The sequence below is a fragment of the Raoultella sp. genome, from assembly GCF_039594335.1.
In the GTDB taxonomy this organism is placed as follows: Bacteria; Pseudomonadota; Gammaproteobacteria; order Enterobacterales; family Enterobacteriaceae; genus Klebsiella.
This window is the reverse complement of sequence record NZ_JBCNNS010000111.1, coordinates 1-14,347: the sequence shown is the minus strand read 5'-3', so window position 1 is coordinate 14,347 and position 14,347 is coordinate 1. Positions and strand designations below refer to the sequence as shown.

Below are 14,347 nucleotides of genomic sequence, written 5' to 3'. Positions count from 1 at the left end.
CGCGGCACGGGAAAAAATCGCCGCCGGTGCAAGCCTCGTCCAGATTTATTCCGGATTTATTTTTAAAGGTCCTCCGCTGATTAAAGAAATTGTTAACCATATCTAATCTTTTCCCCCTCTGATCCCTCCCAGGGCTTTATTTCCGGCCCTGGTTGTTTTATATTCCTTCCTTGTTGCTTATTTAGACATTTTAGTCTTTTCTTAATTTTGGAAATTATTCTGTTGCAGGATGCCATTGCATTAGAGATGCACGGGAAAGAGGACGGGGAACGATGCGAATTAAACCTGACGATAACTGGCGTTGGTATTACGATGAAGAGCACGATCGCATGATGCTCGATTTGGCCAATGGTATGTTGTTCCGTTCGCGGTTTGCGCGTCGGATGTTGACGCCCGACGCCTTTTCACCCTCTGGATTCTGTGTTGAGGATGCCGCACTGTATTTTTCTTTTGAAGAAAAATGTCGCGATCTCGAATTATCTAAAGAGCAGCGCGCGGAATTAGTTCTCAATGCGCTGGTCGCCATTCGCTTTCTGAAACCGCAAATGCCGAAGAGCTGGCATTTCACAACCCATGAAATCTCCTGGCAACCCGCCACCGGCGATGCCGCCAGTGCCTGGTTAAGCGATAGCGGACAGCAGGTTAATCTACTGGTGATTGAGCCGGGTGAAAATGCCGCGCTCTGTCTGTTGGCTCAGCCGGGGGTCACGGTCGCCGGACGAGTTATGCAACTGGGGGAGGTGATTAAAATCATGAACGACAGGCTGCAACCGGCACAGGGGATGGCCAGCTACAGCCTGGGACAGGCGGTTTAAACGCGCTAAGGCGCCAGCCGTAAGGCCGTTTTCGGTATACAGCTACAGCACAGAATCGTGCCATCGTCCGCGACCGCGTTTTTCTTCAACGGGCTGACCTCGCCTGCTTCCAGTTTGATGCGACAGCTGCCGCAAATGCCTGCCCGACAAGAGTAGGGGATGCGAATGCCTTTTTGCTCCAGTTGCTCCAGCAAGACCTGCTGATTATTGCCGCTAAACCGCTGCCCTTGCCATTCAATTTCAATCACGGCATCCGGCTGCGCGACGACCGCTGGATTCTCGTCGCTTTCGCCTGCGCCGTAGGCTTTTGCCGGGCCGCGAGTCAGCACTTCCACTTCATCGCCCACGCGCACTACGCCGCTGCTACGGGCAATCAGGTTTTGCCCAAAATCGACATCGCCGCTATCCAGCGCGGTACGGAACCGCTGCAGGGTGGCCAGCGGTTCGCCGGAGGGATGCTTTTGCCCCCGCTCCGGACTGACGGTGGTCAGCACGCAGCGGCTGCAGGGTTTTGCCACATCAAAAACCACCTCGCCAATGCGAATCACTTTCCAGGTATCCTCTTCCCAGGCCGCCGCGCCGGTCACCACCAGGTTAGGGCGAAACTGCTCCATTCGCACGCTGGCCGGACAGCGCTTTTGCAGATCGCGCAGCGAGGCTTCGTTGGCCAGCAGGTAGGGGAAACCATCGGCAAAGGTGAGCGGGACCGCATCATGGCGTTTCACCCGTCGGGTGAGGTGAGGGCCTAACCAGCGGAGCTGAACATCGCGGTTAAAGAAACCGCTGAGCCACTGGTTGACCGCGGGCGGAGCAATCAGCGCGGTGAAGTGATTCCCCCAGACTTCGGTCGGCGCTCCCTGCGGCGAAAAATCGCTGAAGCGCACTATCGCGCTGCTGCCGTCTACCGCCGTCAGATGAATACCATCGTGCAACGGGGACGGCGTAAACTTCACCATCTGCGGAAACTGGCGGGCAGTAATAAAGGTGCCATCGGTTTCCGTCACCATAAAGGCGCGATCGCAGGCCAGGCCGCTAATATCGGCAAACGCGTGCGTCAGACCAATTCCACGCATGGATTTGACGGGATGAATAAAAAGTCGCGATAGCGTTATCATGCGCTGCCTCTGGGCTTAAAAATAAGCCTTTAACTTTATGACATGAGGCGCATATTGGCTATAATGCGCAACAATTTTCTTTTAGTAAAAGTGACGATATGAATTCTCTGTTTGCCAGTACGGCTCGTGGCCTTGAAGAGCTGTTAAAAACTGAACTGGAAGCACTTGGCGCGGTGGACTGCCAGGTAGTCCAGGGCGGGGTCCATTTTCAGGGAGATACGCGCCTGCTGTATCAAAGCCTGATGTGGAGCCGACTGGCTTCGCGCATCATGCTGCCGCTGGGCCAGTGTAGCGTGTACAGCGACCTGGATCTGTACCTCGGTGTGCAGGCCATTCCATGGACGGAGATTTTCACCCCTGATGCCACATTCGCCGTGCATTTTAGCGGGCTGAACGATGAGATTCGCAACAGTCAGTACGGGGCGTTAAAGGTTAAAGATGCGATCGTCGACAGCTTCACGCGTAAAAATCTGCCGCGGCCAAACGTCGATCGTGAAAACCCCGATCTGCGGATTAATGTCTGGCTGAATAAAGAAACGGCGCACATTTCACTCGATCTCAGCGGCGAAGGTCTGCATCTGCGCGGTTATCGCGACATCACCGGGATGGCGCCGATCAAAGAGACGCTCGCTTCGGCGATCGTGATGCGCTCTGGCTGGGTTCCGGGAACGCCGCTGCTCGATCCGATGTGCGGCTCCGGCACGCTGCTGATTGAAGCTGCCATGCTGGCGACTGATCGCGCACCTGGCCTGCATCGCGGTCACTGGGGCTTCAACGGCTGGCTGCAGCACGATGACGCGGTCTGGAAAGAGGTGAAGGCCGAAGCACAGACCCGCGCACGTAAAGGGCTGGCGGCCTATGAATCGCGTTTCTATGGCTCTGATGTCGATGCCCGCGTTATTGAACGCGCGCGCAGCAATGCCCGTCGCGCGGGCGTCGGCGAACTGATTGCATTTGAAGCGAAAGATGTCGCTCAACTCAGCAATCCGCTGCCAAAAGGCCCGTACGGGACCGTTATCAGTAACCCGCCGTACGGCGAACGTCTTGAGAGCGAGCCGGCGCTGATTGCCTTGCATAGCCTGCTTGGGCGGACGATGAAAAGCCAGTTTGGCGGCTGGAACCTGTCTCTGTTCAGCGCTTCGCCGGAGCTTCTGAGCTGCCTGCAATTGCGCGCGGACAAGCAGTTTAAAGCGAAAAACGGCCCGTTGGATTGTGTACAGAAAAACTACCATCTGGCGGAAAACGACGGCAGCGGCGTAGTCTCCCTGGCGGAAGATTTCGCTAACCGTCTGCGCAAAAACCTGAAGAAATACGAGAAATGGGCGCGTCAGGAAGGGATCGAGTGTTACCGCCTGTATGATGCCGATCTGCCGGAGTATAACGTCGCGATCGACCGCTACGGCGAGTGGGTTGTCATACAGGAGTATGCGCCGCCGAAAACGGTTGATGCGCATAAAGCGCGTCAGCGTCTGTTCGATATTATCGCTGCGACAATCTCCGTGCTTGGCATTGCGCCGAATAAGCTGGTGTTGAAAACCCGTGAGCGGCAGAAAGGGAAAAACCAGTATCAGAAAATGGCCGAGAAGGGCGATTTTCTCGAGGTTCAGGAGTATAACGCGCGTCTGTGGGTCAACCTGACCGACTATCTGGATACCGGTCTGTTCCTTGACCACCGTATTGCGCGTCGTATGTTGGGCCAGATGAGCAAAGGGAAAGACTTCCTTAACCTCTTTTCTTATACCGGCAGCGCCAGCGTTCATGCCGGCCTCGGCGGCGCGCGTTCGACGACCACCGTTGATATGTCGCGTACCTATCTTGAATGGGCCGAACGTAACTTGCGCCTCAATGGCTTAACCGGGCGCGCGCATCGTCTGATGCAGGCTGACGTGTTGAGCTGGCTGCGCGAGAGCGATGAGCAGTTCGATTTGATCTTTATCGATCCGCCGACGTTCTCAAACTCCAAACGCATGGATGATGCCTTCGATGTGCAGCGCGACCACCTGCGTCTGATGACGGATCTCAAACGTCTGCTGCGCAAAGGTGGCACCATTATGTTCTCGAATAACAAACGCGGTTTCCGTATGGATCATGACGGACTGGCGCAACTGGGGCTGAAAGCGCAAGAAATTACCCAAAAAACGCTGTCTCAGGATTTCGCCCGCAACCGTCAGATCCACAACTGCTGGCTGATTACCGCAGCCTGAAAGGAATAAAGAATGTCATTAATTAGTATGCATGGTGCCTGGCTCTCCTTCAGCGACTCTCCGCTGCTGGATAATGCCGAGTTGCATATCGAAGATAACGAGCGCGTCTGTCTGGTCGGGCGTAACGGCGCGGGCAAATCTACCCTGATGAAAATCCTTAACCGGGAGCAGGGGCTGGATGACGGGCGCATTATTTATGAGCAGGATCTGGTTGTCGCGCGACTGCAGCAGGATCCGCCGCGCAACGTGACCGGCACCGTCTATGATTTCGTTGCGGAAGGCATCGCCGAGCAGGCGGCTTACCTCAAAGGCTATCACGATGTTTCGCAGTTGGTGATGACCGACCCGAGCGACAAGAACCTGAATGAACTGGCGCGTCTGCAGGAGCAACTGGATAATTTAGGGTTGTGGCAGCTCGATAGCCGTATTAACGAAGTGCTGGAGCAGCTAAATCTCGATCCCAACGCCGAGCTCTCCTCGCTCTCCGGCGGTTGGCTGCGTAAAGCGGCTCTCGGCCGGGCTCTGGTCAGCGGGCCGCGCGTGCTGCTGCTCGATGAACCGACCAACCATCTGGATATCGAAACCATTGACTGGCTGGAAGGTTTCCTCAAGACCTTCAAAGGGACCATTATTTTCATCTCGCACGACCGTTCCTTTATTCGCAATATGGCGACGCGGATTGTCGATCTTGATCGCGGTAAGCTGGTGACCTACCCGGGGAACTACGATCAGTATCTGCTGGATAAAGAAGAAGCGCTGCGTGTGGAAGAGCTCCAGAATGCGGAATTCGATCGTAAACTGGCGCAGGAAGAGGTATGGATCCGTCAGGGGATCAAAGCGCGTCGTACCCGTAACGAAGGGCGCGTGCGGGCACTGAAAGCCATGCGCCGCGAACGCGGTGAGCGCCGTGAAGTGATGGGCAGCGCAAAGATGCAGGTCGAAGAGGCTGCTCGCTCGGGCAAGATTGTCTTCGAAATGGAGAACGTCAACTACCAGGTGGATGGCAAAGTACTGGTGAGTGATTTTAGCGCCCAGATCCAGCGCGGTGACAAAATTGCCCTGATTGGCCCGAACGGCTGCGGGAAAACCACGCTGCTGAAATTGATGCTGGGTCAGCTGAAAGCGGATAGCGGGCGTATTCATGTGGGGACCAAGCTGGAAGTAGCCTACTTCGACCAGCACCGCGCGGAGCTTGACCCGGATAAAACGGTGATGGATAACCTTGCGGAAGGCAAACAAGAAGTGATGGTTAACGGTAAGCCGCGTCACGTTCTGGGCTACCTGCAGGACTTTATGTTCCATCCGAAACGCGCGATGACGCCGGTGCGCGCGCTCTCCGGCGGTGAGCGTAACCGTCTGCTGCTGGCGCGACTGTTCCTGAAGCCCAGCAACCTGCTGATACTCGATGAACCGACAAACGATCTGGATGTCGAAACCCTGGAATTGCTGGAAGAGCTGGTCGATGGTTATCAGGGCACCGTGATGCTGGTTAGCCACGATCGTCAATTCGTCGATAACACCGTCACCGAATGCTGGATCTTCGAAGGAGAAGGGCGCATCGGGCAATACGTCGGCGGCTATCACGACGCCCGCGGTCAGCAAGCGCAGTATCTGGCGAAAAAACAGCCGGTTTCTAAAAAGACAGTTGAAGTTGCTCAACCGAAAGCAGAAAGTGTCAAACGCGCTGCCAGCAAACTAAGCTATAACCTGCAGCGCGAGCTGGAACAGCTGCCGCAAAAACTGGAAGAACTGGAAGCCCAGCTGCAGAATTTGCAGGAGCAGGTTGCCGACCCTTCTTTCTTTGGTCAGTCGCATGACCATACGCAGCAGGTGCTCGCACAGCTGAGTGAAGCGGAGCAGGCGCTGGAAACGGCCTTTGAACGCTGGGAATATCTTGAAGGATTAAAAAACGGCGCATAGGCTGAGGAGTTTTCATGTGCGATCATCATCATGCTGCGCGGCATATTCTGTGCCCACAATGTGATTTGCTGGTGGCTTTGCCGCAGCTGGAACATCGCCAGAAAGCTGTGTGCCCGCGTTGCGGCACGACGCTGACAACCTCATGGGACGCGCCCAGGCAGCGTCCCACAGCCTATGCGCTGGTGGCGTTGTTTATGTTGCTGTTGGCCAACCTGTTTCCCTTTGTATATATGCGGGTGAGTGGCCTCAGCAGTGAAATCAGGCTACTGGAAATCCCCGATGTGCTGTTTAGTGAAAATTATGCCAGCCTCGGTACCTTCTTTTTACTCTTCGTACAGCTAGTGCCAGCTTTTTGTCTGGTCACCATTCTGCTACTGGTCAACCGCATTCATATGCCACGTGCGCTAAAGGCGTTTCTGGCGCGCATTCTGTTTCACCTGAAAACCTGGGGAATGGCGGAGATTTTCCTCGCCGGTGTGCTGGTGAGCTTTGTCAAGCTGATGGCGTATGGTGATATCGGCATCGGCTTAAGCTTTATCCCCTGGTGTTTGTTCTGCCTCCTGCAACTGCGTGCGCTGCAGTGCGTAGACCGACGCTGGTTGTGGGACGATATTGCCCCGATGCCTGCGGTAACGCAGCCGCTGAAGATCGGCGTGACGGGGATCCGCCAGGGTCTACGTTCATGCTCGTGCTGTACCGCGGTTTTGCCTGTTGATGAAGCCGTTTGCCCTCGTTGTCAGACTCAAGGGACCGCGCGACGCAAGAATAGCCTGCAGTGGACGTTGGCCCTGCTGCTGACCTCATTTGTCCTTTATCTGCCCGCCAATATCATGCCAATCATGATTACCGATTTGCTGGGCGATAAATTGCCATCAACGATCATGGCAGGGGTGATCCTGCTGTGGAGTGAAGGGTCGTATCCGGTGGCACTGGTGATATTTATCGCCAGTATTATGGTGCCGACGCTGAAAATGCTCGCCATTGCCTGGTTGTGCTGGAACGCGAATGGTAACGGGCAGCGTGACTCGGAGCGTATGCACCTGATTTATGAAATTGTGGAGTTTGTTGGCCGCTGGTCAATGATTGATGTTTTTGTCATCGCTGTACTCTCGGCGCTGGTGCGCATGGGAGGGTTGATGAGTATCTATCCTGCGATAGGGGCGGTGATGTTTGCGCTCGTTGTTGTCATGACAATGTTCTCAGCCATGACCTTTGACCCGCGTTTATTGTGGGACCGTGAACCAGATTCAAGCCATGAGGAAAGGCAGCAGCATGGAAAATAAGAGCGGAGAAGCGAAAGTGCAAAAGGTGAAGAACTGGTCACCCGTGTGGATCTTCCCCATCGTCACTGTGCTAATCGGCGCGTGGATCCTTTTTTATCACTACAGTCATCAAGGGCCGGAAGTGACGCTGATTACCACCAACGCTGAAGGGATCGAAGGGGGAAAAACCCGGATTAAAAGCCGCAGCGTGGATGTGGGGATAGTAGAGAGCGCCACGCTGACCGACGATCTGACGCACGTAGAGATTAAAGCCCGGCTGAATGCCGGCATGAAGAAACTGTTGCATGAAGATTCCGTATTTTGGGTCGTCAAACCGCAGGTAGGGCGTGAAGGGATCAGTGGACTCGGCACCCTGTTGTCCGGGGCGTATATTGAACTGCAGCCGGGCACGAAAGGTGGGGAACCCGCCCGTTTCCCGCTGCTGGATTCTCCGCCGCTGGCGTCACCGGATGCAAAAGGTATCCGGATCCTGTTGGAGAGTAATAAAGCAGGTCAACTGTCGCCGGGTGACCCGGTGCTCTTCCGTGGCTATCGCGTTGGATCGGTGGAAACCAGCTCCTTTGATGCGCAAAAGCGCACTATCACCTATCAGTTGTTTATCAATGCGCCCAACGATCGTCTGGTAACAACCAATGTCCGCTTCTGGAAAGACAGCGGTATTGCGGTCGATCTCTCCTCGTCCGGGATGCGCGTGGAAATGGGATCGCTGGCGACCCTGTTCGGCGGCGGCGTCAGCTTTGATATTCCGGAAGGTCTGGATATGGGCGAGCCGGTGGCGAACAAAACGGGCTACCATCTCTTCGACGATCAGAAGAGCATTCAGGATTCGGTCTTTACCCAACATATTGATTACGTGATGTTCTTTAAAGACTCCGTGCGCGGCCTGCAGCCTGGGGCGCCGGTCGAGTTCCGTGGGATCCGTCTGGGAACCGTCGGTAAAGTGCCGTTCTTTATTCCAGGACTGTATCAGCACCTCAATGAAGACTATCGCATCCCGGTGCAAGTCAGTATTGAACCAGAACGGCTGATCAGTCAGCTCGGCGGCGATCTCGATATCCGTACGCATATTGATGATCTGATTAATCGCGGGTTACGGGGATCGCTGAAAACAGGGAACCTGGTGACTGGCGCACTGTATATCGATCTCGACTTCTATCCGAAAGCGCCTCCGCGTGGCAAGATTCAGGAATTTGGAACCTATCCGATCATTCCAACAATCAGCGGTGGTCTGGCGCAGATCCAGCAGCGCCTGATGGAAGCGCTGGATAAGATTAACAACCTGCCGATAAACCCGCTGCTGGAACAAGCGACCACCACGCTGGCGCAAAGTGAAAAAACGATGCAGCACGTTCAGACCACGCTGGATAGCCTGAACAAGATAGCGGCAAGTCCGTCAATGCAGCAGCTTCCTGCCGATATGCAGAATACGCTGCGCGAACTGAACCGCAGCATGCAGGGCTTCCAGCCCGGTTCGGCGGCATACAATAAGATGGTGGCAGATATGCAGCGACTGGATCAGGTTCTTCGCGAACTGCAGCCGGTACTGAAAACGCTCAATGATAAGAGCAACGCGCTGGTATTTGAGGCCAGGGATAAAAAAGATCCTCAGCCGAAGGGAGCGAAATAATGAAAAAATGGTTAATCGTGGCTGCGGCCTGCGCGTTGGCGGCTTGCAGCAGTGGGGAAAATAAAACCTACTATCAGCTTCCGGTTGTACAAAGCGGCGCGCAAAGCGCCGCCCACCAAAGCAAGAACCTGCTGTGGGTTGAACAGGTCAGTATCCCGGATTACCTGGCGGGCAACGGAGTGGTTTATCAGACCAGTGACGTGCAGTATGTCATTGCCAATAATAATCTGTGGGCCAGCCCGCTCGATCAGCAACTGCGTACTACGCTGGTGGCGAATCTGAGCGCTAAACTCCCGGGCTGGGTGGTTGCTTCGCAGCCTCTCGGCAGCGATCAAGATACGCTCAATGTGGCGGTTAATGGCTTCCATGGCCGTTACGATGGTCGGGTCATCGTCAGTGGTGAGTGGTTGCTGAAGCATCAGGGCCAGCTGATTAAGCGTCCGTTCAATATTGAGCTTAAGCAGCAGCAGGATGGTTATGATGCGATGGTGAAGACTCTGGCTCAGGCCTGGTCTCAGGAAGCCACGGCAATTGCCAGCGAATTGAATCGCCTGCCATAAGTAAAATGAATAAAAATAAAGTGCCGCGGTGGCCTGAAAAACCACCGCGGTTTTTTATTTGTATCGTCAGGTCGTTACTTGTGCCGGTTCACATTTTTTGTACAAATGAATTTTCATGTAGCTCACAATTATGACAATGGCGTGAATTTTGCGCATTGACGTTGCCTCTGATTCGCGGTATTCGTTAACCGTGGTTGCACATTTAGTGACCACTGTTTTCTTTTCCACCAGATCAAATAATGAGGGAAACGAGGCATGAAGAGACAAAAACGAGATCGCCTGGAACGGGCACATCAACGTGGATACCAGGCCGGGATAACCGGAAGATCGAAAGAAATGTGTCCCTACCAGACCTTGAATCAAAGGTCCTACTGGCTAGGAGGCTGGCGAGAAGCCATGGAGGACAGGGTACAAACTGCCTGACTGTCTCTTTAAAAAAAGAAGCCTCCGCAGAGCGGGGGCTTCGCCTTTTCACGCTATCGCTGCTTATCAGAATGCAGACGTATCCTGGAACAGACCCACTTTCAGATCGTTTGCGGTGTAGATCAGACGATCGTCAACCAGCACTTCACCATCCGCCAGGCCCATAATCAGACGACGGTTAACAACGCGTTTGAAGTGAATACGGTAGGTGACTTTCTTCGCAGTCGGCAGTACCTGGCCGGTAAATTTCACCTCGCCAACGCCCAGCGCGCGGCCTTTGCCTTCGCCGCCTAGCCATCCCAGATAGAAACCAACCAGTTGCCACATGGCATCCAGTCCCAGGCAGCCAGGCATAACCGGATCGCCGATAAAGTGGCAACCGAAGAACCACAGGTCCGGGTTAATATCGAGTTCTGCTTCAACATAACCTTTATCGTAGTTACCACCCGTCTCGGTCATTTTGATGACGCGGTCCATCATCAGCATATTCGGCGCGGGTAACTGCGGGCCTTTTGCGCCAAACAGTTCACCACGGCCAGAGGCAAGAAGGTCTTCTTTCGTATAGGATTCGCGTTTATCTACCATGTTTTAAGTAAGCCTTATTTTGAGTTCGGGACGCAGGATAGCTAACACGTGTAAGCTGAACAAGTCCGATCAGTTAGAACCTGAACCACCTAACCAGCGTAGCGGCCACGGAAAACGATGACGACTCTCTTGCTGGGTCGCCTGCGCGATCCGTTCCTGGATGGTTTGCCGTAAAGTTTGCCCTTCGCCATCCCATAGCAACTGGGTCAGAACAGGCAGCGCTTCCGTGACATCTTCCACCGCCCAGATGGAAAACTGCTCGTCAGCGACGGCCTGCCGAAGTTCGGTTGCCAGACTCAGGTGGCGGATATTTGCTGCAGGAATAATGACTCCTTGCTTACCGGTTAATCCGCGCTGCTGACAAATGGTGAAAAAGCCTTCGATTTTCTCATTAAGGCCGCCTACCGGCTGGACGCGACCAAACTGATCGACGGAACCCGTAATGGCAATGCTCTGATTAATCGGTACGCCAGCGAGCGCGCTGATTAGCGCGCATAGCTCGGCCATCGAGGCGCTGTCACCGTCGACTTCACTGTAGGATTGTTCAAAGGTCAGCGAAGCCGTGAAGGGGAGCTGCTGTTCGAGTTCCAGTTCGGACATCAGGAACGCCTGCATGATCATCATGCCTTTGGCATGAATGTTGCCTCCCAGCTCCGCCTTACGTTCAACGTCGATGAATTCACCATCGCCGATGTGTACGACGCAGCTGATGCGTGATGGTTCGCCAAACGGACGCGGATGTCCTGGGAATTCGATGACCGACAAGGCGTTAATTTGGCCAATGCATTCGCCTTCGGTTTCAATCATTATCTGTTCTTGCAGGATTTCATCCTGTATCCGCTCGGCAAGATAGCCTTCGCGCCACTCGCGACGAGCCAGCATGGTTTGCATCTCTTCGGCAGTGATCTGGTCACCTTCGCAGAACGCAGCAGCCTCTCGCAGTTGACGGGCTATCCACAGTGGACACAGCGGTAATGTCTCCTGATCGCCGGTATAACGTGCGGCTTCATCAATAAACAGAGGCCATACGTCAGCGGCCAGTCCTGGTAGTCCGAGTTGCTGCGCGTTTTTTCCTACCCACTGACACCACTGCTTTAGCGTGTCAGCATCGGCAATCTGGATAATCTCTTCGTATTCACTGTAAATCGCCTGAGCGGAGAGTTCGGGTTCCATCTCCTGGAAATCGGCCAATGAATCACGTTCACCTACCAGTATCACCTTCAGGCTGAGCGGCATAGAGGGAATCGCGACCGGCAGAGGACGTGACTCATCAATGGACAACCAGTCAAAGCGCTGACGGGTGACCATGCTTTTCAGGCGCATCCAGAGCAGCGGCTGAGCCAGTAACGCGCGCAGAGAGATAATCAGTACGCCACCGTTGGCGCGGTGTACCAGCCCTGGCTGGAGAGTGATTTCTCCGTTAAATTGCCTTACGCAACCAAATAGCTGCTCCGCTTCTATCCAGTCGGCAGATTCAACTGGTGCGGAACTGGCAAAATTATCGTCGGCATCTTTAGCCGGAGTGAGGGTGACGTTGCCGCCATTGACCAGATAACGCACACCGTAAAGCGGTGCGGCAGGCTCATGTAAAGTTCGCGTTTCCGTTTCCAGCCACTGCAGATATTCCGGTTCTTCCGGGGCTTTCACCAGCATGAATGGTGAGATGGTTGGAGTCACCAGAAGCTGCTCCAGACCATAGAATAAACGGGGCTGCAGTTCGCCGGAAAGGCCATCTTCTGCCTGGGCTAAATCGGCTTGTGCAAACAGCGCCTGATAACTTTCCGTATCAGGAGCAAGGTCGTTTCGGGTAAGTTTCGTAATGGTCAAAGTCGCTGTTTTTTAGTCAGATGTAAAACGCGCGATTATACCTTATGCTGCGTCTGAGCACACGGGGGATTGCGTTTGCCATGATGATTACCGGGTTACCCGCATCACGAATGATGATTTATTCTCAGCACATTGGGAAAAAACTGATATCCTGAAATGAGTTACACGGTCACATTGAGATCGCAATGAAATATCAACAACTGGAAAATCTTGAAAGCGGCTGGAAATGGAAATATCTGGTAAAAAAGCACCGGGAAGGTGAGCTGATTACCCGCTACATTGAAGCCAGCGCTGCGAAAGCCGCGGTCGATGTCTTACTGACGCTCGAAAATGAACCTGTTCTGGTGCATACCTGGATTGAGCAGCATATGAATCCGGAGTTAATGAACCGTATGAAGCAGACAATCCGCGCGCGTCGGAAACGGCACTTTAACGCGGAGCATCTGCACACGCGTAAAAAATCGATCGACCTGGAGTTTATCGTCTGGCAGCGTCTTGCGGGGCTCGCGCAGCGGCGTGGAATAACCCTGTCTGAAACCATCGTACAGTTGATTGAAGACGCTGAACATAAAGAGAAGTACGCCAGTAAAATGTCCAGCCTGAAGCACGATTTACAGGTGTTGTTGGGGAAGGAATAGCGGCAGAGGACAGGGCAAGACTGTATCGGGCAGGCGATACGTTGATGCCCGAATTCAGTCCAAAAAAAACCCCGCAAAGCGGGGTTTTTTATCGGTAGTAAAACTTAAGCCTGCGGCTGAGTTACTACTTCTTTGTAACCTTTAACTTCGATCTCTACGCGACGATCTGGGCCCAGGCAGTCGATCAGTGCAGCGCGAGCTTTCACGTTGTTACAGGTAGCGCCGGTAACCGGGTTGGATTTACCCATACCACGTGCGGAGATTTTGCTTGCCGGGATACCTTTAGACACCAGGTAATCAACAACAGACTGAGCACGTTTCTCGGACAGCTGCTGGTTGTAAGCGTCAGAACCGATACGGTCGGTGTAGCCCAGAACCACTGCAGAACCGTCTTTCGGATCCATGTTGCTCAACTGGGTATACAGCTGATCCAGAGCCTGCTGACCTTCTGGTTTCAGGGTCGCTTTGTTGAAGTTGAACAGAACGTCAGACTTCAGAGTGAAGTGCTTAGTAGCCACTTCCGGAGCCGGTGCCGGTGCTGGTGCAACAACCGGAGCTGCTTCATCTTGACCGAAACGGTAAGAAACACCCAGGCTCAGCATGCCGTTGTCAGGACGAGTACCAACGGTACCTGCGTCACCGATGTTGTTAACCCACTGGTATTCCAGACGGGTAGCGATGTCACGAGTAACAGCCCACTCTAAACCACCAGCAAATACCGGGGATACGCCAGTATCGTGTTCGCTGCGGGATACGCCGGTAGAAGCGTAGTTACCTTTAGAATCTGCACGCCAGACCATACCACCCAGACGGGTGTAGATGTCCAGATCGTCAGTGATCGGGTAACCCAGTTTAGCAGTCAGCTGAACGCCCTGAGCTTTGAAAGCGCCATTGTCTACGCTGCCTTTATAAGCCATACGGCCCAGCCAGTCGTAACCCATTTCAAAACCGAGGTACGGGTTAACCTGATAACCACCGAACGCACCAGCACCCAGTTGATCGTTACGGGTCGGGCCGTTGTTGTTCTGGAAACCGTTACCGTAGAAACCGGTATCGTGATACTGGGACCAACCCAGTTTACCACCTGCATACCAGGTGTTATCTTTCGGTGCGGCCTGCGCTACGGTAGCGAAGCCAGCCAGTGCCACTGCAATCGCGATAGCTGTCTTTTTCATTTTTTGCGCCTCATTATCATCCAAAATTCGCCATGAAGTTACAAAAGACCTCACGGTTAAATCCTTCACCCGGGGCGTGACTTGTTGTTAACTATGCTGATACATGCAGCGTAAGCCGATCACCCCTGGCGATGTAAAGTCTACAACTTAGTTCGAAACTTACAAGTGTGAACTC

At 53.9% G+C, this 14,347-nt stretch carries 12 protein-coding genes and 1 pseudogene; 9 read left to right on the top strand and 4 right to left on the bottom strand.

The window, feature by feature from the left end; translation table 11 throughout:
- Window positions 1-106: pseudogene (locus ACZAHD_RS17245) on the top strand (quinone-dependent dihydroorotate dehydrogenase); the annotation flags it as partial.
- A gap of 166 nt (window positions 107-272) precedes the next feature.
- On the top strand, window positions 273-815 hold the full coding sequence (gene zapC / locus ACZAHD_RS17240) for a cell division protein ZapC (protein ID WP_462457860.1): 543 nt from the start codon (window positions 273-275) through the stop codon (window positions 813-815).
- 5 nt (window positions 816-820) lie between these two features.
- Here the strand turns inward: zapC and ACZAHD_RS17235 are convergent, their stop codons facing one another.
- A complete protein-coding gene (locus ACZAHD_RS17235; protein WP_462457859.1) occupies window positions 821-1,930 on the bottom strand; it encodes a YcbX family protein in 1,110 nt (369 codons plus the stop codon).
- Window positions 1,931-2,028: 98 nt separating this feature from the next.
- On the opposite strand from ACZAHD_RS17235, the gene rlmKL reads away from it, so the two are divergent.
- The 6 genes from rlmKL (at window position 2,029) to rmf (ending at window position 9,947) form a co-directional block, all read left to right on the top strand.
- Window positions 2,029-4,134 carry a bifunctional 23S rRNA (guanine(2069)-N(7))-methyltransferase RlmK/23S rRNA (guanine(2445)-N(2))-methyltransferase RlmL gene (gene rlmKL, locus ACZAHD_RS17230; protein ID WP_462457858.1) on the top strand — a complete coding sequence of 702 codons (2,106 nt, stop codon included), beginning with the start codon at window positions 2,029-2,031 and terminating at the stop codon, window positions 4,132-4,134.
- A 12-nt stretch (window positions 4,135-4,146) separates the two neighbouring features.
- Complete coding sequence (locus tag ACZAHD_RS17225) at window positions 4,147-6,054, top strand: ABC transporter ATP-binding protein (protein ID WP_462457857.1); 1,908 nt, start codon at window positions 4,147-4,149, stop codon at window positions 6,052-6,054.
- Between the two features lie 14 nt (window positions 6,055-6,068).
- On the top strand, window positions 6,069-7,337 hold the full coding sequence (gene pqiA / locus ACZAHD_RS17220; protein ID WP_462457856.1) for a membrane integrity-associated transporter subunit PqiA: 1,269 nt from the start codon (window positions 6,069-6,071) through the stop codon (window positions 7,335-7,337).
- Window positions 7,327-8,964, top strand: a complete 1,638-nt coding sequence (gene pqiB / locus ACZAHD_RS17215; RefSeq protein ID WP_462457855.1) for an intermembrane transport protein PqiB — start codon at window positions 7,327-7,329, stop codon at window positions 8,962-8,964. The genes pqiA and pqiB overlap by 11 nt, the downstream gene beginning before the upstream one ends.
- Complete coding sequence (gene pqiC / locus ACZAHD_RS17210) at window positions 8,964-9,524, top strand: membrane integrity-associated transporter subunit PqiC (protein ID WP_462457854.1); 561 nt, start codon at window positions 8,964-8,966, stop codon at window positions 9,522-9,524. The genes pqiB and pqiC overlap by 1 nt, the downstream gene beginning before the upstream one ends.
- 255 nt (window positions 9,525-9,779) lie before the next feature.
- Window positions 9,780-9,947, top strand: coding sequence for a ribosome modulation factor (gene rmf, locus ACZAHD_RS17205; RefSeq protein ID WP_004871568.1), 168 nt, complete (start codon window positions 9,780-9,782; stop codon window positions 9,945-9,947).
- Between the two features lie 66 nt (window positions 9,948-10,013).
- Here rmf and fabA read toward each other — a convergent pair whose 3' ends face one another.
- Complete coding sequence (gene fabA / locus ACZAHD_RS17200; RefSeq protein WP_004860150.1) at window positions 10,014-10,532, bottom strand: bifunctional 3-hydroxydecanoyl-ACP dehydratase/trans-2-decenoyl-ACP isomerase; 519 nt, start codon at window positions 10,530-10,532, stop codon at window positions 10,014-10,016.
- Window positions 10,533-10,601: 69 nt separating this feature from the next.
- Window positions 10,602-12,359: an AAA family ATPase gene (locus ACZAHD_RS17195; protein WP_462457853.1), complete on the bottom strand. Its 1,758-nt coding sequence runs from the start codon at window positions 12,357-12,359 to the stop codon at window positions 10,602-10,604.
- A 185-nt stretch (window positions 12,360-12,544) separates the two neighbouring features.
- On the opposite strand from ACZAHD_RS17195, the gene matP reads away from it, so the two are divergent.
- Window positions 12,545-12,997, top strand: coding sequence for a macrodomain Ter protein MatP (gene matP, locus ACZAHD_RS17190; RefSeq protein WP_462457852.1), 453 nt, complete (start codon window positions 12,545-12,547; stop codon window positions 12,995-12,997).
- A gap of 104 nt (window positions 12,998-13,101) precedes the next feature.
- Here the strand turns inward: matP and ompA are convergent, their stop codons facing one another.
- Window positions 13,102-14,172 (bottom strand): porin OmpA, encoded by a 1,071-nt coding sequence (gene ompA, locus ACZAHD_RS17185; protein ID WP_462457851.1) that lies wholly within the window; start codon window positions 14,170-14,172, stop codon window positions 13,102-13,104.
- Window positions 14,173-14,347 lie beyond the last annotated feature (175 nt).

Excerpts from the sequence above, each read along its gene's own strand:
- zapC (WP_462457860.1), top strand. The coding sequence starts at position 273 with ATGCGAATTAAACCTGACGATAACTGGCGTTGGTATTACGATGAAGAG.
- ACZAHD_RS17235 (WP_462457859.1), bottom strand. The coding sequence starts at position 1,930 with ATGATAACGCTATCGCGACTTTTTATTCATCCCGTCAAATCCATGCGT.
- rlmKL (WP_462457858.1), top strand. The coding sequence starts at position 2,029 with ATGAATTCTCTGTTTGCCAGTACGGCTCGTGGCCTTGAAGAGCTGTTA.
- ACZAHD_RS17225 (WP_462457857.1), top strand. The coding sequence starts at position 4,147 with ATGTCATTAATTAGTATGCATGGTGCCTGGCTCTCCTTCAGCGACTCT.
- pqiA (WP_462457856.1), top strand. The coding sequence starts at position 6,069 with ATGTGCGATCATCATCATGCTGCGCGGCATATTCTGTGCCCACAATGT.
- pqiB (WP_462457855.1), top strand. The coding sequence starts at position 7,327 with ATGGAAAATAAGAGCGGAGAAGCGAAAGTGCAAAAGGTGAAGAACTGG.
- pqiC (WP_462457854.1), top strand. The coding sequence starts at position 8,964 with ATGAAAAAATGGTTAATCGTGGCTGCGGCCTGCGCGTTGGCGGCTTGC.
- rmf (WP_004871568.1), top strand. The coding sequence starts at position 9,780 with ATGAAGAGACAAAAACGAGATCGCCTGGAACGGGCACATCAACGTGGA.
- fabA (WP_004860150.1), bottom strand. The coding sequence starts at position 10,532 with ATGGTAGATAAACGCGAATCCTATACGAAAGAAGACCTTCTTGCCTCT.
- matP (WP_462457852.1), top strand. The coding sequence starts at position 12,545 with ATGAAATATCAACAACTGGAAAATCTTGAAAGCGGCTGGAAATGGAAA.
- ompA (WP_462457851.1), bottom strand. The coding sequence starts at position 14,172 with ATGAAAAAGACAGCTATCGCGATTGCAGTGGCACTGGCTGGCTTCGCT.